A 22,694-nucleotide genomic window follows, 5' to 3' on the forward strand; every position below is an offset into this window, starting at 1 on the left:
CCCAGGAGTGTGCCGTGAGCGCTGTCCCTCCCGTCCCCAGCACCCAGCTCGACCCGGCCTCTGACGAGACCCGCCGCCCCGTGCGCCGCGCGCTCGTCTCCGTCTACGACAAGACCGGGCTCGTGACGCTCGCGACCGAGCTGCACGCCGCGGGCGTCGAGCTCGTCTCGACCGGCTCGACCGCCGCGACGATCGCCGCCGCGGACATCCCGGTGACGAAGGTCGAGGGCCTCACCGGGTTCCCCGAGTGCCTCGACGGGCGCGTGAAGACGCTGCACCCGCGCGTGCACGCCGGGATCCTCGCGGACACGCGCCGGCCCGAGCACCTCGCGCAGCTCGACGAGCTCGGCATCGAGGCGTTCGAGCTCGTCGTCGTCAACCTGTACCCGTTCACGCAGACCGTCGCGTCGGGCGCCGGTCCCGACGAGTGCGTCGAGCAGATCGACATCGGGGGGCCGTCGATGGTCCGCGCGGCGGCGAAGAACCACCCGAGCGTCGCGGTCGTCGTCGACCCCGCCCGGTACGAGGACGTGGCCGCTGCCGCGGCGGGCGGCGGGTTCACGCTCGCGCAGCGCCGGCTGCTCGCGGCGGAGGCGTTCGCGCACACCGCGGCGTACGACATCGCGGTGTCGGGCTGGTTCGCGAACGCGTACGCGCCCGACGAGCAGGCGCTCGAGTCGGGCTTCGGCGCGCTCGTCGGCGCGCAGTGGACGCGCGGCGAGGTGCTCCGGTACGGCGAGAACCCGCACCAGTCCGCGGCCCTGTACCTGTCCGAGGCGGGCCGCGCCGGTCAGGGCCTGGCCGGCGCCACGCAGCTGCACGGCAAGGCGATGAGCTACAACAACTACGTCGACGCGGACGCCGCGTGGCGCGCCGCGCACGACCACGGCGACGCGGCCACCGTCGCGATCATCAAGCACGCCAACCCGTGCGGGATCGCGGTCGGGGCGGACGTCGCGGACGCGCACGCCAAGGCGCACGCGTGCGACCCGGTGTCCGCGTTCGGCGGCGTGATCGCGACGAACCAGCGCGTGACGCTCGCCGCGGCGGAGCAGATCGCACCGGTGTTCACCGAGGTCGTCGTGGCGCCCGCGTTCGACGACGACGCGCTCGCGGTCCTCACGCAGAAGAAGAACATCCGGCTGCTCGTCGTCGACGCTCCCGAGGCGCCGATCGTCGAGATGCGTCCGGTGTCCGGCGGCCTGCTGCTGCAGCACGTCGACCGTGTCGACGCGGCGGGCGACGACCCGGCCACGTGGACGCTTGCGACGGGCGAGGCCGCCGACGACGCGACGCTCGCGGACCTGGCGTTCGCCTGGCGTGCGGTCCGCGCGGTGAAGTCCAACGCGATCCTGCTCGCGGACGACGGCGCGTCGGTCGGCGTGGGGATGGGGCAGGTCAACCGGGTCGACTCGTGCCGCCTCGCGGTCGAGCGCGCGAACTCGGGCGGCGCCGAGCGCGCGCGGGGCGCGGTCGCGGCCTCCGACGCGTTCTTCCCGTTCGCGGACGGCCTGCAGGTCCTGCTCGACGCGGGTGTGCGCGCGGTGGTCCAGCCGGGTGGTTCGGTGCGCGACGAGGAGGTCATCGAGGCCGCCCGCGCCGCGGGGGTCACGCTCTACCTGACGGGCACGCGCCACTTCGCGCACTGACGTCGCTCGCCGCGACCGCGGCACCGAGGCCTGACCGACCGCGAGCCTCGTCCCCGCGCGGGACGGGGCTCGCGGCCTGCTCAGGCGCGCAGCGGCAGGTCGGGGTCGGCCGCGCGCGTGCGTGCCAGGACGGGCAGCTCCGCCGCGGTGAACAGGCGCCGGGCCGCGCCGACGTCGCGCGGTCGGTCGACGGTGAGGACGGCGCTGAGCGTGTCCGCCCCCGGGCGGTACCACAGTGCGCTCCAGCCGCCGCCCGCGGCCGCGTCGCCGCGCAGCACGACCTCGTCGCCCGGAGCGGGCTGGCCGAAGAGCGTGAGCTCACGCCCGAGCTGCGTCGAGAACACGTACGGGGCCCGGTCGGCGCGCGCTGCGGTCGCGCCCGGGTCGAGCAGGTCGGCGACGAGCTCGGCCGGGTCACGCAGCGCGCCGTCCCAGTGCCCGCCCGGCACCCAGCCGTGCCGGTGCGAGCGGCGCAGCGTCACGTCGCCGACCGCGCGCACGTGGCGCGGCGCGCCGAGCACCGCGAAACCCTCGTCCACCCGCAGCGCGCCGTCGGTCTCGCGCGGCAGCGCGTCACCGAGCCAGGCGGTGGCGGGCCGCGCGCCGACGGCGGCGAGCACCACGTCGGCCCGCAGCGTCGTCCCGTCGGTGAGCCGGACGCCGTCGTCGTCCACGGCGGCCACCTGCCGCCCGGTGAGCAGCCGGACGCCGTGCTCGCCGTACCAGGGCACCGTCAGCGCGCCGACCTGCGCTCCGAGCGCGGCGGCGAGCGGCGTGGGCGCGGCCTCGACCACGGTGACGTCCACGCCCGCACGCGCCGCGACACCCGCGACCTCCGCGCCGATCCAGCCCGCACCCACGACGACGAGCCGGTCGCCCGGGCGCAGCGCGGCGCGCAGGTGCTCGGCGTCCGCTGCGGTGTGCAGCGTGCGCGCGGCGGTCCAGGCGGGCGGCCGGGTCGCGTGCGCACCGGTCGCGACGACGACTGCGTCGGCCGTGACGTCGCCGGCGTCCGTCAGGACGGTGGCACGGTCAGGGTGCACGACGAGGCCGCGCGCGGGTCGGTCGAGGTGCACCTCGTCGGCCTGGGACGTGATGTCCGTGCCGACCTCGTCGGCGAGCCACGCGGGCGCCACGCGGTCGAGCAGGTGCTTGGACAGCGGGGGCCGGTCGTACGGTGGTACGCCCTCGGCACCCAGCACGACGACGCGGCCCGCGAACCCGGCGTCACGCAGCGCCGCGACGGTCTGCGTCGCGGCCAGCCCGGCCCCCACGACGAGCACGGACTCCGGGACGGCGGCGGGCGACGGCGATCCGGGGGGCGTGGGGCTCACCCGGCAACGGTAGTCTCAGCGGTCGGGAGGCGGGATGGTTCACGAACGTGTGCACGGCCACGTGCACCGGGACGCGACGCAGCGCTCGGGGCAGGGTCCGACGCTGCCCGAGACGTCGACCCCGCGCCCGCCCGGTCCTGTGACCTCGGCTGCCGTGCCGGTCGCACCTCCCGCGCTCACCCCGATCCCTGCGCGGTCGATGGCCTGGCCTCCGGTGAACCAGCCGCCCACCGCTCAGGCGCGCCCGGCTGAGCGGCGCACCCCTGAGCCCCGCCCCGTTGAGCCCTACCCCGCTCAGGCCCGCCCCGTTGAAGCCCGCCCCGCTGAGCAGCCGCCGGCCGGCGCGCCCTCCGTCGCCTCGGGGCCGGCCGCCGCTCCGGACGCCGGGGTCACCGCGGCCGCACCCGCCGCGGACGTGCCGGCAGCCGAACGGCCCCTGGACCCGCGCGCGATCGCGCGCGCCTCGCTGCAGGCGTCGCGCAACGCGTCGCTGTGGTGGACGTGCGGCGGCGTCGTCGTCGCGTGCGTCGTCGCGCTGGTGGCGGGCACCGCGGCCGGGGCGTGGGTGCTGTCCACGCTGCTGGCGGCTGCGGCCGCGGTGCGCGCGGTCCGCCCCGCGCCGGGTCCGGTCGCGCTCGCGGTGCGATCGCGCGCCGTCGACGTGACGATCCTGTGCTTCCTGGCGGTGTCGATCGCGGTGCTCGCGGCGCTGCTGCCCACGCCCGAGATCTGAGCGTCGGGCACGGACCCGGCCCGAGCGCGACGACGCGCCGCGCGCTCGACGCGTCGCCCGAAGCCGGTCACTCGCACCACGACGCCGCGCAGGGAGAGCTCCCCGCTCGGAGACGACGAAGGGGCCCGGGACGACGTCCCGGACCCCTTCGCGTGTCGTCAGCGGATCAGCGCTGGGTGTCCACGACGACGACGTCCTCCTGCGTGACGTAGACGTCGTCCTCCTCGAGCAGGTTGTCCTGGTCGACGGGCTCGGCCGCGAACGCGCGGTAGACGATGCCCGCGAGCGCGGCACCGAGGAACGGACCGACGGCGAACACCCACAGCTGCTTCCACGCCCACGACTCGGAGAAGATCGCCGCGGCGAACGAGCGGGCAGGGTTGAGCGAGCCGTTGGTCGCGGGGATGGTCACGAGCAGCAGGACGGCGAGCGCCACGCCGATCGCGACGGGCGCGAGCCCCTTGGGCGCGCGGCGGTCGGTCGCGCCGAGGATCACGCCGACGAAGATGCCGGTCGCGACGAGCTCGAGCACGAGCGCGGCGAACAGCGTGAACTCGGCGGTGCTCGCGCCGCCGGTGCCGCTCTGGACGAGCGTGTTGAGCGGCGAGTGCTCGCCGTAGCCGTTGGCGACGCCGGAGAAGAACTCGCGCACGCCGCTCTTGCCGAGGGCCTCGGGGAGGGTGGACGGGACGGCGATGAAGATGACCGCCGCGCCGAGCGCGCCGCCGACCAGCTGCGCGAGCCAGTAGGGGAGCAGGTCCTTCCACGACGTGCGGCCCGCGAGCGCGGCGCCGAGCGTCACGGCCGGGTTGAAGTGGCCGCCGGAGACGTGGCCGACGGCGGCCGCGGCCGCGAGCACCGCGAGGCCGAAGCCGAGCGCGACGCCGAGGGCGCCGCCGCCGATCGAGCCGAGGGCCGCGTACATCGCGACGCCGAGGCCGACGAGGACGAGCACGAACGTGCCGAACACCTCGGCTCCGAGGCGTGCCGCCAGGCTGGGTCCCTCCACCACGACGGCTCCGGCCGGGATGACGTACGCGTCGTAGTCGGGCTCCGCCGCGGCGGGCTCGGGGTCGACGGGCGTGGCGGGCGCGGCGGGTGCGGCAGGCTCAGCGGGCGCAGCGGCCGTGACCGGCTCCGTGGGCTCGGGCGTCGACGCGGTGGTCGCGGGCTCCGTGGTGGGGTCCGCCGGAGGCTGCGTGCCCTGCGGGTCCGGCGTGCCGGCGGTGTTGTCCTGGGACATGGCGGTCCTGTCGGTCGGTTCGAGTGGTTCGCGGGCCAATATGCCAGGCCCAACCCTGTGCCGCGGGTGCTGTGAGGCACCAAAATCGGTGACGACGGCCGTCGGACGTGACCAGCCTCGCGGTCGTTCGCCCGGGGAGATCTCTCGATGTCGAGTAATCTTGGCCCGGCCCCGTTCCCAGCAAGGAGTTCCGCATGGCGAAGATCAAGGTTGTCGGCCCGGTCGTCGAGCTCGACGGCGACGAGATGACGCGCATCATCTGGCAGTTCATCAAGGACCGCCTGATCCACCCGTACCTCGACATCGACCTGCGGTACTACGACCTGTCGATCGAGAACCGTGACGCGACGGACGACCAGGTGACGGTCGACGCGGCGCACGCGATCAAGGAGCACGGCGTCGGCGTCAAGTGCGCGACGATCACGCCCGACGAGGCGCGCGTCGAGGAGTTCGGCCTCAAGAAGATGTGGCTGTCGCCCAACGGCACGATCCGCAACATCCTCGGCGGCGTGGTGTTCCGTGAGCCGATCATCATCTCGAACATCCCGCGGCTCGTCCCGGGCTGGAACAAGCCGATCATCATCGGCCGTCACGCGCACGGCGACCAGTACAAGGCGACCAACTTCAAGGTCCCCGGCGCGGGCACGCTCACGCTGACGTTCGAGCCGGCGGACGGCTCGGAGCCGATCCAGCAGCAGGTCGTGACGTACCCGGAGGCGGGCGGCGTCGCGATGGGCATGTACAACTTCAACGAGTCGATCCGCGACTTCGCGCGTGCGTCGTTCGCGTACGGCCTGCAGCGCGGGTACCCGGTGTACCTGTCGACGAAGAACACGATCCTCAAGGCGTACGACGGCGCGTTCAAGGACATCTTCCAGGAGGTGTTCGACGCGGAGTTCAAGGCGGACTTCGACGCCGCGGGCCTGACGTACGAGCACCGCCTGATCGACGACATGGTCGCCGCCGCGATGAAGTGGGAGGGCGGCTACGTCTGGGCGTGCAAGAACTACGACGGTGACGTGCAGTCCGACACGGTCGCGCAGGGCTTCGGCTCGCTGGGCCTGATGACGTCGGTCCTCATGACCCCGGACGGCAAGACGGTCGAGGCCGAGGCGGCGCACGGCACGGTGACGCGTCACTACCGCCAGCACCAGGCGGGCAAGCCGACGTCGACGAACCCGATCGCCTCGATCTTCGCGTGGACGGGCGGCCTCAAGCACCGCGGCAAGCTCGACGGCACCCCCGACGTCACGCGCTTCGCCGAGACGCTCGAGGACGTCGTCATCACGACGGTCGAGAGCGGCAAGATGACGAAGGACCTCGCGCTCCTCATCGGTCCGGAGCAGCCGTGGCTCACCACGGAGGAGTTCCTCGCGGCGCTCGACGAGAACCTCGCGGCGCGCCTGGGCTGACCCCCGCAGCGACGTCGACGGCGCCCTCCCCGCACCGGGGAGGGCGCCGTTCGTCGTCCCGGGGCGGTTCGGTGGGGGCGACCTGGGTGGCTTTGGGGCGGTTGGTCACGGGTCGGACACGACCCTCGCAAACTCTTGCTGCAACTTGCCGTAAGCCAGTACGTTGCCGCCAGTCCGTCGACGCCGCTGTCGCCGGAGCCCCGCGAGTGCGATCGACCGCAGCGAACGACTCGCGGGGCAGCCCACCGCATGCCCGCGCCCCGCGCGGAGACGAAGGAGTCGCCGCATGTCCAGCGTCCTCGCGCGAGCCCGTCGCCCCCTGGCGGCGCTCACCGCCTCCGTCCTCGCCCTCGCGGGCGCGCTCGTCGTCCAGCAGGCGGCGTCCGCGGCCGACGAGACCACGTACACGCTCGTCGGCGACCTGCAGTCCGAGATCGGCTGCCCGGCCGACTGGGACCCCGCGTGCACCGCGGGCGACCTCGACCCGGTCGACGGCAGCGCGGGCCACTACGCGACCACCGTGACGCTCCCCGCGGGCAGCTACGAGTTCAAGGTCGTCGCCGACCACGCGTGGGGCACCGCGTACGGCTTCGCCGGGTCGAGCGACGCGGGGGCCGCGAACATCCCGCTCGTGCTCGCGGGCAGCACGCGCCTGCAGGTCGACTTCGACCTCGCGACCGGCCGCACGTCCCTGACACCGCTCGACCTGCAGACCGAGGCCGAGCAGGACGCGACGCCGGTCGCCCCCGTGCGTCAGCCGGGGTCGGGCGAGCAGTTCTACTTCGTCATGACCGACCGGTTCGCGAACGGCGACGCGAGCAACGACCGCGGCGGTGTGACGGGTGACCGGCTCACGACAGGCTTCGACCCCGCCGACAAGGGCTTCTACCAGGGCGGTGACCTCGCCGGCCTGCGCGGCAAGCTCGACTACATCAAGGGACTGGGCACGACGGCCATCTGGCTCACGCCGTCCTTCACCAACAAGTACGTGCAGGGTGCGGGGACCGACGACGTCTCGGCCGGCTACCACGGCTACTGGGTCACGGACTTCACGTCGATCGACCCGCACTACGGCTCGAAGGCCGAGCTGGCGGAGCTCATCGACGACGCGCACGCGCTCGGCATCGACGTGTACTTCGACATCATCGCGAACCACACGGCGGACGTGATCACGTACGCCGAGGCGCCGCAGGCGGGCTCCGACCCGTACCCGTACGTGTCGCAGGCCGACGAGCCCTACACCGACGCCGACGGCGACGCGTTCCTGCTCGCGGACGTCGTCGGCCGGACGTTCCCCGAGCTGGACCCCGCGACGTCGTTCCCGTACACCCCGGTCGTCAGCGAGGAGGAGGCGGACGTCAAGGTCCCGGCCTGGCTCAACGACCCGACGCTGTACCACAACCGCGGCAGCTCGACGTACGCGGGGGAGTCCTCGACGCTCGGTGACTTCGGCGCGCTCGACGACCTCATGACCGAGAACCCGGTCGTCGTCGACGGCATGGCGCAGATCTTCTCCGACTGGGTCGACTTCGGGATCGACGGCTTCCGGATCGACACGGTCAAGCACGTGAACATGGAGTTCTGGCAGTCCTGGACGCAGCAGGTCATGGACCACGCGCGCGCCACGGGCAAGGACGACTTCTTCATGTTCGGCGAGGTCTACGACGCCGACGCGACGAAGACCAGCCCGTACGTCCGGAACACCGACATGAGCTCGGTGCTCGACTTCGCGTTCCAGTCCGCGGCGTCGGGCTACGCGGGCGGTGGCTCCGCGAAGAGCCTGTCGGGGCTGTTCGCGTCTGACGACTACTACACGACCCCGGACTCGAGCGCGTACGCGTTGCCGACCTTCCTCGGCAACCACGACATGGGCCGCATCGGGTACTTCCTGGCCGGCAAGGACGCGGCGGAGCAGCGCGACGTGCTCGCGCACCAGCTCATGTTCCTCACGCGCGGCCAGCCGGTCGTGTACTACGGCGACGAGCAGGGCTTCGTCGGGACGGGCGGCGACAAGGACGCGCGGCAGTCGCTGTTCGGCACGCAGGTCGACTCGTACGCCGACCAGGCGCTCATCGACGGCACGCCCCTCGGCACGGGCGACCACTACGGCACGGACGGCACGCTGTACGAGGCGATCGCCGAGCTCGGTGCGCTGCGCGCCGACCACCGAGCGCTGGTCGACGGCGCGCAGGTCGAGCAGTCGGTCGCCGACGGCACGGGCGTGTACGCGCTGTCGCGCGTCGACCGCGACGAGCGGGTCGAGTACCTGGTCGCGGTGAACAACGCGACGACGACGAAGAGTGCGACGTTCTCGCCGCTGAGCCCCGACGCGACGTTCGAGGCGCTGTACGGCGCGACCGGCTCGGTCGTCGCGGACGGCGACGTCGAGCTCACGGTCCCGGCCCTGTCGGCCGTCGTGTACCGCGCGACGAGCCCGCTGCCGGCGCGTGCGAGCGCGGTCGACGCGACCTTCGTCGGCACGCCCGGCCTGCCGGTCACCGCGCTCGAGGAGCTCGCGGTCACGCTCGACGAGGAGGCCTACGCCGAGACCACGTTCGACTACCGCGTCGCGGGCGACGACGAGTGGATGACGCTCGGCACGTCCGACACGGGCCGTCCGCGCGTGTTCCACACGACGGCGGGACTGGCAGCGGGGGCGCTCGTCGAGTACCGCGCGGTCGTGCGGGACGCGAGCGGCAACGCGTCGGTTGCCACGACGTACGCGACCGTCGGCGAGGGCTACGGCCCGGGGACGCCCGTCGTCGCCGACGCCGAGAGCATCGTGACGATCCCCGGCGAGCACAACTCCGAGATGGGCTGCAGCGCCGACTGGCAGCCGACCTGCACCGCGGCCGAGCTCACGCTGCAGGCCGACGGCCGCTGGTCGGGCACGTTCACGCTGCCCGCAGGCACCTACCAGTACAAGGCCGCGGTGGGCGCGGCGTACTACGAGCAGCAGGGTGCCGAGAACGGTGCCTGGCACGAGAACTACGGCGAGGACGGGGTCAAGAACTCCCCGGCGGGGAACATCACCTACACGGTGACCGACCCCGACCGGCCGGTGACGTTCTGGTACGACCCGTCGACGCACCGCGTCACCAACGACGCCGCGGGCGCGGTCTACACGGTCGCGGGCAGCTTCCAGTCCGAGCTCGGCTGCGCCGCGGACTGGAGCAGCACGTGCCTGACGGGGCTGCTCGCCGACCCGGACCGCGACGGCGTGTGGACGTACACGACCTCGGCCATCCCGGCGGGCTCCTACGAGGCCAAGGCGGTCAAGGGCTTCGACTGGGCGACGAGCTACGGCACCGCCGAGGGCGGCAACGTCGCGTTCTCGGTGACCGCCGAGACGCCCACGGCCACGTTCAGCCTCGACATCGCGACGGGCGTGCTCACGATCGACGCGGGCCGGCCCGAGGAGCCGGGCGGCGACCTGCTCGTCACCGTCCCCGGGAGCCACAACTCCGAGATGGGGTGCCCCGGCGACTGGCAGCCGGACTGCACGCAGGCGGTCCTGACGCTGCGGCCGGGCGGCGTGTACGCGGGCACGTTCTCGATCGCTGCGGGCGACTACGAGTACAAGGTCGCGATCGGCGGCTCGTGGACGGAGAACTACGGCGCGGGTGGTGTGCGGGACGGCGCGAACGTCGCCTACTCGCTGACCGCGACGACCGACGTCACGTTCGTCTACGACCCCGTCTCGCACCTGTTCACGTCGAGCGCGCAGGGACCGCTGTTCACGCTCGCGGGCGACTTCCAGTCCGAGCTCGGCTGCCCCGGCGACTGGCAGCCGGACTGCCTCGCGGCGCTGCTGCAGGACGGCGACGGCGACGGCACGTACGAGTTCGCGACGACGAGCCTGCCGACCGGCTCGTACCAGGTGAAGGTCACCCAGGACCTGTCCTGGACGCTCAACTGGGGCGCCGGTGGCGTCCCCGGTGGTGACAACATCGCCTTCTCCGCGACCGCGGACAAGCAGGTGCTGTTCTCGTTCGACTCCGCGACGAAGGTGCTCACCGTGACAGTCCAGGACCCGCCGCTGCCCGGCACCGGGCAGGCGCGCGCCCACTGGGTCACGGCCGACACGATCGCGTGGCCGCGCGACCTCGTCGACGCCGACGCGGCCGACCTGACGTTCTCGCTGCACCACTCGCCGACCGGTGGCCTCGGGCTCGCCGACGGTGAGGTCACGGGCGGCGACGCGCTGCCGCTCACGTACGACCCGGCGGGGCTGCCCGCCGACGTGACCGCGACGTTCCCGGCGCTGGCCGGCTACGCCGCGCTGCACGTGGACCCGTCCGACGCGGCCGAGCTGCTGCAGGGTGAGCTGCGCGTGCTCGCGGCGACCGACGAGGGCCCCGCGGCGTTCACCGGGGTGCAGATCCCGGGCGTCGTCGACGACCTGTACGCCGACGCCGCCGCGGACGCGGACCTGGGTGTCACGTGGGACGGCGACGTCCCGTCGTTCGCGCTGTGGGCGCCCACCGCGCAGGACGTCGACCTCCTGCTGTGGACCGGGGCCACGTCCGCCGCACCGCAGCGCGTCCCGGCCGCTCGCGGCAGCGACGGCGTGTGGCGCGTGACCGGCCAGGAGGGCTGGACGGGCGCCGCCTACCGGTACGCGGTGACGGTGTACGCGCCGTCGGCGCGCACGGTCGTCGAGAACGCGGTGACGGACCCGTACTCGGTCGCGCTCACGACGAACTCGACCCACTCGGTCGTCGTCGACCTCGCGGACCCGGCCACACGCCCCGCCCTCTGGACGGACACGCCGTCTCCCGTGGTCGAGCACGACGTGGACCGCGCGATCTACGAGCTGCACGTGCGTGACTTCTCGATCGCGGACGAGACCGTCCCGGCCGACGAGCGCGGCACGTACCTCGCGTTCGCGCGCGACAGCGACGGCATGCGGCACCTCGCGCAGCTCGCCGCGGCGGGCCTCGACACCGTCCACCTGCTGCCGACGTTCGACATCGCGACCATCCAGGAGGACCGCACGCAGCAGGCCGAGCCTGCCTGCGACCTCGCGTCGTACGGTCCGGCGTCGACCGAGCAGCAGGCGTGCGTCGGCGCGGTCGCGGACGCGGACGGCTTCAACTGGGGCTACGACCCGTTCCACTACCAGGCCCCGGAGGGCTCGTACGCGGTCGACCCGCAGGGCGCGGCGCGCGTCGGGGAGTTCCGCACGATGGTCGGTGCGCTGCACGCGACCGGGCTGCAGGTCGTGCTCGACGAGGTCTACAACCACACCTCGGCGGCCGGCCAGGCGGACACCTCGGTGCTCGACAAGGTCGTGCCCGGGTACTACCACCGCCTCGACGCGGCAGGGAACGTGCAGACGAGCACGTGCTGCTCGAACGTCGCGACCGAGCACGCGCTCGCGGGCAAGCTCATGGTCGACTCGGTGGTCCTGTGGGCCAAGGAGTACAAGGTCGACGGGTTCCGGTTCGACCTCATGGGCCACCACTCGGTCGCCAACATGCAGGCCGTCCGGGACGCGCTCGACGAGCTGACGCTCGCGAAGGACGGCGTCGACGGGTCGGCGATCTACCTGTACGGCGAGGGCTGGAACTTCGGCGAGGTGGCCGACGACGCCCTGTTCGAGCAGGCGCGGCAGGGCAACTTGGGCGGCACCGGCATCGGGACGTTCTCCGACCGGCTGCGCGACGCGGTCCGTGGCGGAGGCCCGTTCGACGAGGACCCGCGCGTGCAGGGCTTCGGCTCGGGCCAGTACACCGACCCGAACGGCGCCGCGATCAACGGCGACGAGGCCGACCAGCTCGCCTCGGTGCAGCACCAGGGCGACCTCGTGCGACTCGGGCTCGCGGGCAACCTCAAGGACTACGCGTTCCGCACGAGCGACGGGACCGTGCGCAAGGGCAGCGAGATCGACTACAACGGGCAGCCGGCCGGGTACGCGACCGAGCCCGACGAGGTCGTCACGTACGTCGACGCGCACGACAACGAGACCCTGTGGGACTCGCTCACGATGAAGCTCCCGCAGGCCACCGCGATGAGCGACCGCATCCGGATGAACACGCTGTCGCTCGCGACGACCGCGCTCGCGCAGACGCCGTCGTTCTGGCACGCGGGCGCCGACCGCCTGCGCAGCAAGTCGCTCGACCGCAACAGCTACAACTCGGGCGACTGGTTCAACGCGATCGACTGGACCGGCCAGGACAACGGCTTCGGCCACGGCCTGCCGCCGACCGCGGACAACCAGGCGAAGTGGCAGTACCAGACCCCGTTGCTCGAGGACGCCTCGCTCAAGCCCTCGGCCGACGACGTCGCGACGGCGAGCGCGCAGGCGCTCGACCTGCTCCGGCTGCGGTCCTCGACCCGGCTGCTGCGCCTGGGGTCGGCGGAGCTGATCGGGGAGAAGGTCACGTTCCCCGGCAGCGGCCCGGACGCCACGCCCGGTGTGATCGTCATGCACGTCGACGACACGCGCGCCCAGGACGCCGACCCCGCGCTCGACGGCCTGCTCGTCGTCTTCAACGCGAGCCCGGACGCGACCACGCAGGTCATCGACGAGCTTGTCGGACGGGACTACGCGCTGTCGGCGGTCCAGGCCGCCGGGGCCGACGAGGTCGTCAGGGCGACGACGTGGGACGCGCAGACCGGGACCGTGACGGTGCCGGCGCGCACGGTCGCGGTGCTCGTCGAGAAGCAAGGTGGCGTCGACCCGACCCCGACGCCCACCCCCACCCCGACGGCGACCCCCACGGCGAGCCCGACGCCCACGCCGACGAGCACGCCGACGCCGACGCCGAAGCCGACGAAGACGGCCAAGCCCACGCCGACGCCGAAGCCGACGAGGACGGCCAAGCCGACGCCCGCGCCCAAGCCCACCAAGACGGCCAAGCCCACGCCGAAGCCCACCAAGACGGCCAAGCCCACGCCGAAGCCGAGGACGACGGCCAAGCCCAGGCCGAAGCCGCACGCGCACCTCGCCGTCGACACGGTGCGTCGCGGCAGCGCGCTCGACGTGCGCGGCTCGGGCTTCGACCCCGGTGAGCGCGTCCAGGTGTGGCTGCACTCCACGCCCCGGCTGCTGCTGGGCGTGACGGCCTCGTCGGACGGCACGGTCGACGCGGTCGTGACGGTTCCTGCGGACACGCCGATCGGTGACCACACGCTCGAGGTCCGCGGCCTGGCCTCGGGGACGAGCGGTGCCTCGCCGCTGCAGGTCGTGGCGGCTGATGCCGAGCTCGGGGTGACCGGGTTCGAGCCCGGCGTCGCGGCGGCCCTCGGTGCGGTCGCGGTGCTCGCGGGACTCGTGCTCGTGCTCGTCGTCCGCCGCAGCCGACGGCTCGGCGAGGAGTGACCCTCCGGACGTGAGCACGACGGAGGGGCTCGGCTGCGCGGTCGAGCCCCTCCGTCGTCGCGGTGTCGGTCAGCGGGTCAGCCGCACGTCACGCCGTTCAGCGCGAACGACGCCGGCGGCGCGGTCGAGCCCGTGTGGTTCGCGTTGAACCCGAGCTGCACGGTGCCGCCCGGCGGGAGGGTGCCGTTCCACGGGGCGTTGGTCAGCGTGACCGCCTGACCCGATGCGCTCAGGGTCGAGCTCCACACCTGGGTGATCGTCTGACCGGACGGGAGCGTGAACCGCAGGCTCCAGCCGTTGATCGTCGTCGAGCCCGCGTTGGTCACCGTGACGTTCGCGGTGAACCCCGTGTTCCACGCGTTGACCTGGTAGGCGACCCGGCAGCCGCTCGGGACGGTCGTCGTGGGGGTCGGGCTGGGGGTCGCGGTCGGCGTGGGCGACGGCGACGTGCTCGGCGTGCCCGTGGGGTTCGGCGTGGGCGTGGGCGTGGGCGTCGGTGTGGGCGTGGGCGTCGCGGTGGGCGTCGGTGCCGGGCCGTCGAGGCCGAAGAAGTGGATCGCGGACGCCGCGTCGACCGGCAGGTTGTGGCCGGTGTTCGCGTAGCTGTAGGCCTCGACGGGAGCCTGGTCGCCCGTGCCGCCGTAGCGCGTGCGCGTGACCGAGCCGTTCACCACGGTCGAGGCAGGCGTCGCGGAGACGCCGAGCACGTTCGTCCACTGCTTGATCGCCTCGCCGTGGTTGGCGTACGCGAGCGTCGTGTCCTGCGTCCCGTGCCAGAGCTGCACACGCGGCCGCGGCCCGCTGTAGCCGGGGTAGGCGGCGCGTGCGAGGTCGCCCCACTGCTGCCCCGTGCGGCTGATCTGCCCCTGCGCGCACTGGCTGTTCCACGGCGCCTGGTTCGACGAGCCCGGCGGGGGAGAGCTGGTCGAGAAGCACGTCGCCGGGACACCCGCGAACGCCGCGCCGGCCGCGAACACGTCGGGGTACGTCGCGAGCAGCACCTGCGTCGTCATCGCGCCCGACGAGACGCCGGTGACGAACACGCGGCTCGGGTCGGTCGAGAACCTCGACTGCACGTACGTGACCATGTTCGCGATGCTCGTCGGGTCGCTGGCGCCCCCGTGCGTGAGGGCCTGCGACGACGAGACGTCGAAGCACTGGCCCGGCCGGTTGGCCTGCGGGTAGATGGCGATGTACCCGTACCGGTTCGCGAGCTCGTCGAACTGGTGACCGGTGAACATCGCCTGCGCCGAACCGGTGCAGTAGTGCGCGACGACGAGCACCGGCGCCCGCGCCGCGACGTTGTCCGGCACGTACAGGTACATCCCGAGCTGGCCGGGGTTCGAGCCGAAGCTCGACACCTGCACGAGCGAGGCCGCGTGGGCGGGCGTGGCGACCAGCGTCGCGGTGCCCAGCAGGCCCACCGCGGCCAGCACCGCCGTGATCGCGGCCAGCGCCGCGCTCGCGGCGGCGCGCCGTCGTCGCCCGCGCTGCGGGACGGGCGTCGTCAGGGGTGGCCGTGTCATGGCTGGCCTCGTCATCGTCGACCTCCGGGTGGTGAGCCGGCCCGGCGCGCGGCCCTGGTCGGCACGCTCGTCGTCGCCTCTCGGGTCGGCAAGGGCAGCCCGGACGGTGAACCGATTCGCGTCGCGACCAGGTCCGACGCGGGCGCGCGGCCCGGCGTGCCCGTCGTGCGTGCGTGAGCCGCGATAGGTTCGGTGCAGAGCCCCGCGACGAGGCGGGGCTGCACCGGCGGTCGATCGAAGGAGCCCACCCGTGTCCCCTCAGCCCGACTCTGCGACCACCCCCGCTGTCGTCACCGTGACCGGTGCCGCGGGACAGATCGGCTACGCCCTGCTGTTCCGGATCGCCTCCGGGCAGCTCCTCGGGCCGGACACCCCGGTGCGGCTGCGCCTGCTCGAGGTCCCACAGGCCGTGCGCGCCGCCGAGGGCACCGCGATGGAGCTCGACGACTGCGCGTTCCCGCTGCTCGCGGGCATCGACATCTTCGACGACGCGCGTCCCGCGTTCGACGGCGCGAACGTCGGCCTGCTCGTCGGCGCGCGGCCCCGGACCGCAGGTATGGAGCGTGGCGACCTGCTGTCGGCGAACGGCGGGATCTTCGGGCCGCAGGGTGCGGCGATCAACGCGGGCGCCGCGTCCGACATCAAGGTGCTCGTCGTCGGGAACCCTGCGAACACCAACGCGTTCATCGCCGCGGCGCACGCGCCTGACGTCCCCGCCGAGCGGTTCACCGCCATGACTCGCCTCGACCACAACCGTGCGCTCGCGCAGCTCGCCGCGCAGACCGGCAAGCCCGTCGACTCGATCCGCCATCTGACCATCTGGGGCAACCACTCCGCGACGCAGTTCCCCGACCTCACACGCGCGACCGTCGACGGCACGCCCGCGCTCGACCTCGTCGACCCGTCCTGGGTGAGCGACACGTTCATCCCGACCGTCGCCAAACGCGGCGCCGCGATCATCGAGGCGCGTGGCGCATCGTCGGCCGCCTCGGCCGCGAACGCCGCGATCGACCACATCCGCACGTGGGTCGACGGCACGCCCGAGGGTGACTGGACGTCCGCGGGCGTCGTGTCCGACGGGTCGTACGGCGTGCCCGAGGGGATCGTCTCGTCGTTCCCGGTGACGTCGGACGGCACGAGCTGGTCGATCGTGCAGGGCCTCGAGCTCGACGACGACTCGCGCGCCCGCCTCGACGCGTCGGTCGCCGAGCTCGTCGACGAGCGCGAGGCGGTGCGCGGTCTCGGCCTCGCCTGACATGTCGCACCGCGACGCGCACACGCCGTACGCCGAGGACTGAGCCGTGCGGATCGCGATCCGGGTCAAGCCCGGTGCGTCCCGCACGCGCGTCGGCGGTGCCCACGGGGACGCGCTCGTCGTCGCCGTGTCCGCGCGCGCGGTGGACGGCGCCGCGACGGAGGCGGCGCTCGCGGCGGTCGCCGACGCGTTCGGCGTCCGCCGCCGGCACGTCGACCTCGTCGCAGGGGCGACGAGCAGGGACAAGGTCGTCGAGCTCGACGACACCGCGCTGGTCGACGGCCCGGCCCGCCTGGTCGAGCTCCGAGCCGGGTGAGCAGGGCGGCGCGACTCGTAGCGCGACAGCCTGTGCCCGAGGGCGTCAGGCCAGCTCCCTGCGCACCACGACGCGAGGTCGCCCGCCGCTGCGGCCCGTGGTCGGTGCTGCGACGTGGAACCCGGCCCGCTCGAACAGCCGCGTCGTGCCGACGTAGCCCGAGATGACGTCCACGCGCTCGCCGGCCTCGACCTGCACCGGGTAGCCCTCGACCACCTCCGCGCCGTGCGCCGCGGCGTGCGCGACCGCGCCCTCGAGCAGCGGGAGCATCAGCCCGCGCCCGCGGTAGCCGCCGCGCACGACGAAGCACACGACGCTCCACGCGTCGCGCTCGTCGACGAACGGGAGCGTGCGCGAGTGCATGAGCCGCCGGTACGTGGTGCGCGGCGCGACCGAGCACCACCCCGCCGGCACGTCGTCGACGTACGCGACCACGCCGGGGCCGGGCTCGTCGGCACACTGCTCCCGCATGTAGGCCGGGCGGTCGTCGTTCGCCACCCGGGAGTCGCGGTAGGCCATGCACCAGCAGCCCTGGCCGCCGGGCTTCTTCACCCCGACGACCTCGGCGAAGTCCTCGAACCTCCCGACCGCCGAGCGCACGACGACCTCGTCGAGGGACAGGCGGGGAAGCGGAGCGCGAGCCATGCGGTCACGCTAGCCACGACCTCCGACACCGCTGCCGCAGGTCAGACCGTGACGGCTCGGGGGCAGGGGTCAGCGGGGGGGTGAACGACGTGGAGCAGGTGCGCCCGGCCGACGTCGTCACGGTGACCTTCACCTTGTAGCCCTTGGTCGCGCGGCCGATCTTGTACTGCACCGGTGTCTTCACTCCGTCCGGGTCGTGGCGGGATCCGTGGTCCGACGCAGCAGATCGAACGTCGACGCGATCACCCCGAGAGCGACGGCGAGCCCGATACCCACCGCAATCCAGTACCCGGTGCCCGGCGCGTGCACGTCGTACCCGAGCTGGGCGCGCAGGAAGAGCTGCGCGGCCCCGAACCCGGCGCTCACCGCGACGAGCGCGCCCACGAGCAAGGGGACCGCGGTCTCGTACGTCACGACACGGCGCAGCAGCGCGAGCGGTGCGCCCGTCAGCCGCAGCAGCGCGAAGGGGCGCTTGCGCTCGCTCACGCCGGCAGCGGCGCCCACCGCGAGGCTGCACCCGCCGACGACGAGGCTCACGGCGACGACGACGTCCGCGAGGCGTCCGTACAACGCGAGGCTGCTCGTCGACGACGCCTGCGCCTCGTGCACCGTCCACGGCGTCTGCGCGTCGGGCAATGCGGCGCTGAGCACCGTGCGCGCGGTCTCGACGGCGCTCGTCGAGCCGTCGGTCCGGACGACGACCGACAGCGGGTCGCGCTCGGCGAGCGCGCCTGGGTCGAGGGCGGCGGTCGGCCAGGTGACGCCCTCGTCGTCGGTGAACGCGTCGAACGCGAGCAAGGCGACCTCGGCGCCGGGTGCGCACGCCCCGAGGCTCGGCAGGTCCGCGAGGTCGTCGCACCGGGCGTAGGCGGGCATGCCCCAGTGGTCACCCAGCCCGAGCTCCTCGGGCGGGGCGTCCGGGCCGACGCGCAGCACCGCGGCGGCGCCGACCCCCGCGATGTCCCGGAGGTCGTCGGTCAGGCCCTCGGGCACGCGGTACGCGGCATCGACCGGCCGCCGCACGTCGAGGTGCTGCACGATCAGGTCCCCCGTCGAGGTCGGGGTGGACGTCGGCCCGCGCTCCGCGACGAACGTCGTGACGGTCGCGGTGGCCGCCGTGCCGATGAACAGCGCGAGGGTCAGGCCGCTGACCGCACGGAACGCGGCGCGCGGGTCGTCGCCCACGCGTCGGGCGGCGAGCAGCGCGGCCGGGCGCCTGGTGCGCGCGACGAGCACCCGCGAACCCGCGCGCGTGAGCCACGGCCCCGCGACGACCAAGCCCGCCACGACCACGGCGACGCCGCCGAGGTAGGCGGCGAGCTGCGCGTCGGTCCCCTCGGGCGGTCCGACGACGGCCAGCGCGCCGAGCCACGCGATCCCCGTGACCAGCGGCGCGACGCGCCAGGCGCCCGGGGCAGGTGGGGTCGTGCGCCGCGCCACGCCTAGCGGCGAGACGACCGCGCGGCGCAGGGCGACACGCGCGGCCACGGCGGCCAGGAGCGGGATGCCGACGACGACGAGCACCACGTCCTGGACCGTGAGCGTGACGTCGTCGGGGAAGAACCGCGAGCCTGTGAACGGGACCTGCGCGACCACCGGTCGCAGCACCGCGAGCACCGCGAAGCCGAGGACCGTGCCCGTGGCGGCGGTGATCGCGGCCTCGATGGCGGCGATCGTCCGGATCTGGCGTGGCGTCGCGCCGACGAGCCGCATCGCCGCGAAGCGCTGCTCGCGTCGCGCGGACGACAGTCGCGTCGCTGAGCCGAGGAGCACCGCGATCGGCAGGACGAGCCCGACCGCCACGACGCCCACGACGAGCGCGACGGCGTCGGCATTGAGCCCGAGGCCCACGGCGCACGTCTCGCCCTCGCACCGGTCGGGTGCGGTCGTGGCGATGCTGGTGACCTGCTGCGCGTGCGGCGAGGCGGCGAGCTCGGCGGGCGTGCGGCCCACGACGACGAGCAGCGAGTCGGGTGACGGGAGCCCGGCCTCGCCGATCGTGCCGACGAGCGTCGGCGAGCCGTAACGAGCCGCGAGCTGCTCGTCCGGCGTGCTCGCGAGCAGCTCGACCATGGCGGGGGAGGCGACGTACTCGCCCGGACCGGGCAGTGCCTCGATCCCCGGCGGGAGCGGGCCGTCGGGGCCCGTGGTGGCGACGTCGACGCGGCCGATCGTGCGGTTGTCGAAGGTGTCGCCGCGCAGCTGCCACCACACCGGGTCGGCCGCGACGGCCGCGCCGGGCTCGGGCGGGACGAATCCCGTCTCGAGCCACGCGTACCGCTGGTTCTGCGCGGTCATGGCGTGCAGGCTCGCGAGCACCGTGAGCAGCAGCCCCGTCCCGAGCGCAACCGCAGCCGCGGTCATGACGAAGCGCACGAGGGCCTCGCGGCCGCCGGTGACGGTGAGCCGCGCGCCGAGCCGGATCACGGCTCACCCGCGGGGCTCGTGGGCACCGGCGCAGGTGCCGAGGTGGGCGAGGTCACGCGTCCGTCCCGCACGAGCACGAGCCGGTCGGCGTACGCGGCGACGCGCGCCTCGTGCGTCACGAGCACCACGGTCGTGCCCTGCTCGCGTGCCGCGAGGGTGAGCAGGTCCATGACGTGCTCACCCGTGAGCGAGTCGAGGGCTCCTGTGGGCTCGTCGGCGAACAGCACGTCCGGCTGCGCGACGAGTCCGCGCGCGAGGGCCACGCGCTGCGCCTGACCGCCGGACAGCTCGCCCGACCGCCGGTCCTCGAGCCCGCCGATCCCGAGTCGTTCGAACCAGGGCCGAGCGGCGTCGAGCGCACGAGTCCGCGAGCAGCCGGCGAGCAGGAGCGGGAGTGCGACGTTCTCGAGCGTGCTGAGCTCGGGCACGAGCTGGCCGAACTGAAAGACGAACCCGAACCGGTCGCGGCGCAGGGCGCTGCGCGCGGTCTCGTCGAGGGAGTCGATCCGGCTGCCGTGGAAACGCACCTCGCCCTCGTCAGGCACGAGGATGCCCGCGAGGCAGTGCAGCAGCGTGGTCTTCCCCGACCCGCTCGGGCCCATGATCGCGAGCAGCTCGCCGCGCGCGACCGTCAGGTCGGCGCCGCGCAGCGCGGGCGTCGCGCCGAACGACAGGCTCAGGCCCACCGCCTCGAGCACCGGTGCCGTCGTCATGCCCCGACCTCCCGCGCGAGCTGGTCGAGCCGCGCGACCGTGGTGTCGATCCACCGCAGATCGGCCTCCAGGTGGAACAGCGCGTTGTCCGCCAGGAGCGTGTCGACGAGCCCTGCGGTGCGGCGCAGCTCGGTGAGCTCGCGCATGCGCTGCACGTGCGCGAGCTTCTGCGCGTCGAGGTAGGCGTGCGCGTCCCGCCCGAGCAGGAGGGCGAGCACCACCTTGCTGAACAGCACCGAGTGCAGGTGGGGCTCGGGCGCGACGGGCTCGCGCAGCCAGGTCTCGACGTCGGACGCGCCCTCGGGCGTGATGACGTACCGCTTGCGCTCGGGACCGGCGCCGCTCTCTGCCTCTCCGACGACCACCTTGCCGTCCCGCGCGAGCCGCCCGAGCGTCGAGTACAGCTGCCCGAACGGCAACGGGCGACCGTGGGCGAACAGGTCGTCGTACGTGCGCTTGAGGTCGTAGCCGTGGGACGGCTCGCGCTCGAGGAGTCCGAGGAGGGTCAGCGGAACGCTCATGGGCAACTATAACCTGGAGATATACCCTGAGGGAATAGTCAGGCCGACGGCCACGCGTCAGAGGTGTGGCGAGGTCTCAGCGGAAGACGATCGTGCGGTGCCCGTCGAGCAGCACGCGGTGCTCGGCGTGCCAGCGCACGGCGCGTGCCAGCGCACGCCGTTCGACGTCCTGCCCGAGCGCGACGAGGTCGTCGACCGAACGCGTGTGGTCCACCCGCTCGACGTCCTGCTCGATGATCGGCCCCTCGTCGAGGTCGCCCGTCACGTAGTGCGCGGTCGCACCGATGAGCTTGACGCCGCGGTCGTGCGCCTGCGCGTACGGGCGGGCGCCCTTGAACGACGGCAGGAACGAGTGGTGGATGTTGATGACGCGGCCCTCGAGCCGGCGGCACAGGTCGTCGGACAGGATCTGCATGTAGCGGGCCAGCACGACGAGCTCGACGTCGAGCTCGTCGACGAGCGCGAGCAGGCGCGCCTCGGCGTCGGCCTTCGTCGCGGGGGTCACCGGCACGTGGTGGAACGGGATGCCGTAGAACTGCGCGAGCGGCTCGAGCACGGTGTGGTTCGAGACCACGGAGACGATGTCGATCGGCAGCTTCTCCGAGCGCTGCCGGAACGCGAGGTCGTTGAGGCAGTGCGCCGCGGTCGAGCCCAGGACGAGCGTGCGGACCGGGCGGCCTGCGACGTCGAGCGACCACTGCAGGTCGAACTCCGCCTCGAGGTGCGTGAGCGCCGCGGCGAGCGCGTCGTACGTGGCCGCGGAGGTGACCTGCACCCGCATGAAGAAGAGCCCGGACAGCGGGTCCCCGAACTGCTGCGACTCGGTGATGTTCCCGCCGTGCTCGGCGAGCAGCCCCGCCACCGCGTGCACGATCCCGGGTCGGTCCGGGCAGGAGAGCGTCAGGACCCAGTGGGTCTCGGCGGTCGACAGGGGGCTCGCAGTGTGGGACACGAGGTCCGAGAGTAGTGCGCTGCGCCGCCCGGCTGACACGATGGGTCGCATGACGGCCGAACTCGACATCCGCCAGGTGACCACCGACGAGGCCGGTGAGCTGTTCACCTTGCGCCGCGCCGCGTTCGTCACCGAGGCCCAGCAGTACGGCGACCCGCACATCCCGCCGCTCACGCAGACGCTCGAGGAGCTCGTCGCGGACCTGCAGCGCGACGACGTCGTGACGCTCGGCGGCTGGGACGGGCCGCGGCTCGTCGGGTCGATCCGCGTGCTCGTGGAGGACAAGAAGGCCACGCTCGGCCGGTTCGCCGTCGCCCCCGACCTGCAGGGTCAGGGCTTCGGCACGCAGCTCCTGCTGGCGATCCTGCCGTACCTGCCGGACGGCATCGAGGAGGTCTGGGTCTTCACCGGCCGCGACTCGGTGCAGAACATCGCGCTGTACGCCAAGCACGGCTACGAGCACCAGCACGACCAGACCGCGGGCGACCTCACGTACGCGTTCCTGCGCAAGTCGCTCGTCGAGACGCCGGACGTCCACGAGGACGACCGCTGACCGGCCGGTGAGCACCCCGACCGGCCACGTCGAGGTCCCCGACCAGGTGTACCGGCTCGTCGGCGACGCCCCGTTCGTCGCCGACCCG

General features: G+C 73.4%; 15 protein-coding genes. 7 read left to right on the forward strand and 8 right to left on the reverse strand.

Features of this window, described 5'->3' with window-relative positions; all coding sequences use genetic code 11:
• Positions 1–14: 14 nt before the first annotated feature.
• Positions 15–1,649, forward strand: coding sequence for a bifunctional phosphoribosylaminoimidazolecarboxamide formyltransferase/IMP cyclohydrolase (purH, locus tag CPE01_RS09915; protein WP_246783852.1), 1,635 nt, complete (start codon positions 15–17; stop codon positions 1,647–1,649).
• An 80-nt stretch (positions 1,650–1,729) separates the two neighbouring features.
• On the opposite strand, the gene CPE01_RS09920 is transcribed toward purH, so the two are convergent.
• A complete protein-coding gene (locus CPE01_RS09920; RefSeq protein ID WP_146806482.1) occupies positions 1,730–2,983 on the reverse strand; it encodes an NAD(P)/FAD-dependent oxidoreductase in 1,254 nt (417 codons plus the stop codon).
• Between the two features lie 415 nt (positions 2,984–3,398).
• On the opposite strand from CPE01_RS09920, the gene CPE01_RS16435 reads away from it, so the two are divergent.
• Complete coding sequence (locus CPE01_RS16435) at positions 3,399–3,716, forward strand: DUF3017 domain-containing protein (RefSeq protein ID WP_186811490.1); 318 nt, start codon at positions 3,399–3,401, stop codon at positions 3,714–3,716.
• Between the two features lie 166 nt (positions 3,717–3,882).
• Here CPE01_RS16435 and CPE01_RS09930 read toward each other — a convergent pair whose 3' ends face one another.
• Positions 3,883–4,959: an aquaporin gene (locus CPE01_RS09930; protein ID WP_146806483.1), complete on the reverse strand. Its 1,077-nt coding sequence runs from the start codon at positions 4,957–4,959 to the stop codon at positions 3,883–3,885.
• A gap of 194 nt (positions 4,960–5,153) precedes the next feature.
• On the opposite strand from CPE01_RS09930, the gene CPE01_RS09935 reads away from it, so the two are divergent.
• Positions 5,154–6,371 (forward strand): NADP-dependent isocitrate dehydrogenase, encoded by a 1,218-nt coding sequence (locus CPE01_RS09935; protein ID WP_146806484.1) that lies wholly within the window; start codon positions 5,154–5,156, stop codon positions 6,369–6,371.
• A gap of 286 nt (positions 6,372–6,657) precedes the next feature.
• Positions 6,658–13,698, forward strand: a complete 7,041-nt coding sequence (gene pulA / locus CPE01_RS16760) for a pullulanase-type alpha-1,6-glucosidase (protein WP_246783853.1) — start codon at positions 6,658–6,660, stop codon at positions 13,696–13,698.
• A gap of 77 nt (positions 13,699–13,775) precedes the next feature.
• Here pulA and CPE01_RS09950 read toward each other — a convergent pair whose 3' ends face one another.
• A complete protein-coding gene (locus tag CPE01_RS09950; protein WP_146806485.1) occupies positions 13,776–15,224 on the reverse strand; it encodes an extracellular catalytic domain type 1 short-chain-length polyhydroxyalkanoate depolymerase in 1,449 nt (482 codons plus the stop codon).
• Positions 15,225–15,474: 250 nt separating this feature from the next.
• On the opposite strand from CPE01_RS09950, the gene CPE01_RS09955 reads away from it, so the two are divergent.
• Positions 15,475–16,479 (forward strand): malate dehydrogenase, encoded by a 1,005-nt coding sequence (locus tag CPE01_RS09955; protein WP_146806486.1) that lies wholly within the window; start codon positions 15,475–15,477, stop codon positions 16,477–16,479.
• Between the two features lie 46 nt (positions 16,480–16,525).
• The gene (locus CPE01_RS09960; protein ID WP_146806487.1) at positions 16,526–16,795 is read left to right on the forward strand and encodes a DUF167 domain-containing protein; all 270 of its coding nucleotides are present in this window, start codon (positions 16,526–16,528) and stop codon (positions 16,793–16,795) included.
• Positions 16,796–16,840: 45 nt separating this feature from the next.
• Here the strand turns inward: CPE01_RS09960 and CPE01_RS09965 are convergent, their stop codons facing one another.
• From CPE01_RS09965 to purU, 5 genes are all read right to left on the reverse strand, one after another.
• Complete coding sequence (locus CPE01_RS09965; RefSeq protein ID WP_146806488.1) at positions 16,841–17,440, reverse strand: GNAT family N-acetyltransferase; 600 nt, start codon at positions 17,438–17,440, stop codon at positions 16,841–16,843.
• Between the two features lie 180 nt (positions 17,441–17,620).
• Entirely contained in the window at positions 17,621–19,867 is a 2,247-nt protein-coding gene (locus CPE01_RS09970) for an ABC transporter permease (RefSeq protein ID WP_146806489.1), read from the reverse strand.
• Positions 19,864–20,580 (reverse strand): ABC transporter ATP-binding protein, encoded by a 717-nt coding sequence (locus tag CPE01_RS09975; protein WP_146806490.1) that lies wholly within the window; start codon positions 20,578–20,580, stop codon positions 19,864–19,866. Before CPE01_RS09975 ends, CPE01_RS09970 begins: the two co-directional genes overlap by 4 nt.
• On the reverse strand, positions 20,577–21,101 hold the full coding sequence (locus CPE01_RS09980; protein ID WP_146806491.1) for a PadR family transcriptional regulator: 525 nt from the start codon (positions 21,099–21,101) through the stop codon (positions 20,577–20,579). Before CPE01_RS09980 ends, CPE01_RS09975 begins: the two co-directional genes overlap by 4 nt.
• 76 nt (positions 21,102–21,177) lie before the next feature.
• Positions 21,178–22,053, reverse strand: coding sequence for a formyltetrahydrofolate deformylase (gene purU / locus CPE01_RS09985; RefSeq protein ID WP_146806492.1), 876 nt, complete (start codon positions 22,051–22,053; stop codon positions 21,178–21,180).
• Positions 22,054–22,093: 40 nt separating this feature from the next.
• Between purU and CPE01_RS09990 the strand changes: the two genes are divergently transcribed.
• On the forward strand, positions 22,094–22,606 hold the full coding sequence (locus CPE01_RS09990) for a GNAT family N-acetyltransferase (protein ID WP_146806493.1): 513 nt from the start codon (positions 22,094–22,096) through the stop codon (positions 22,604–22,606).
• Positions 22,607–22,694: the final 88 nt, after the last annotated feature.

The organism is Cellulomonas persica, assembly GCF_007989825.1.
GTDB lineage: Bacteria > Actinomycetota > Actinomycetes > Actinomycetales > Cellulomonadaceae > Cellulomonas > Cellulomonas persica.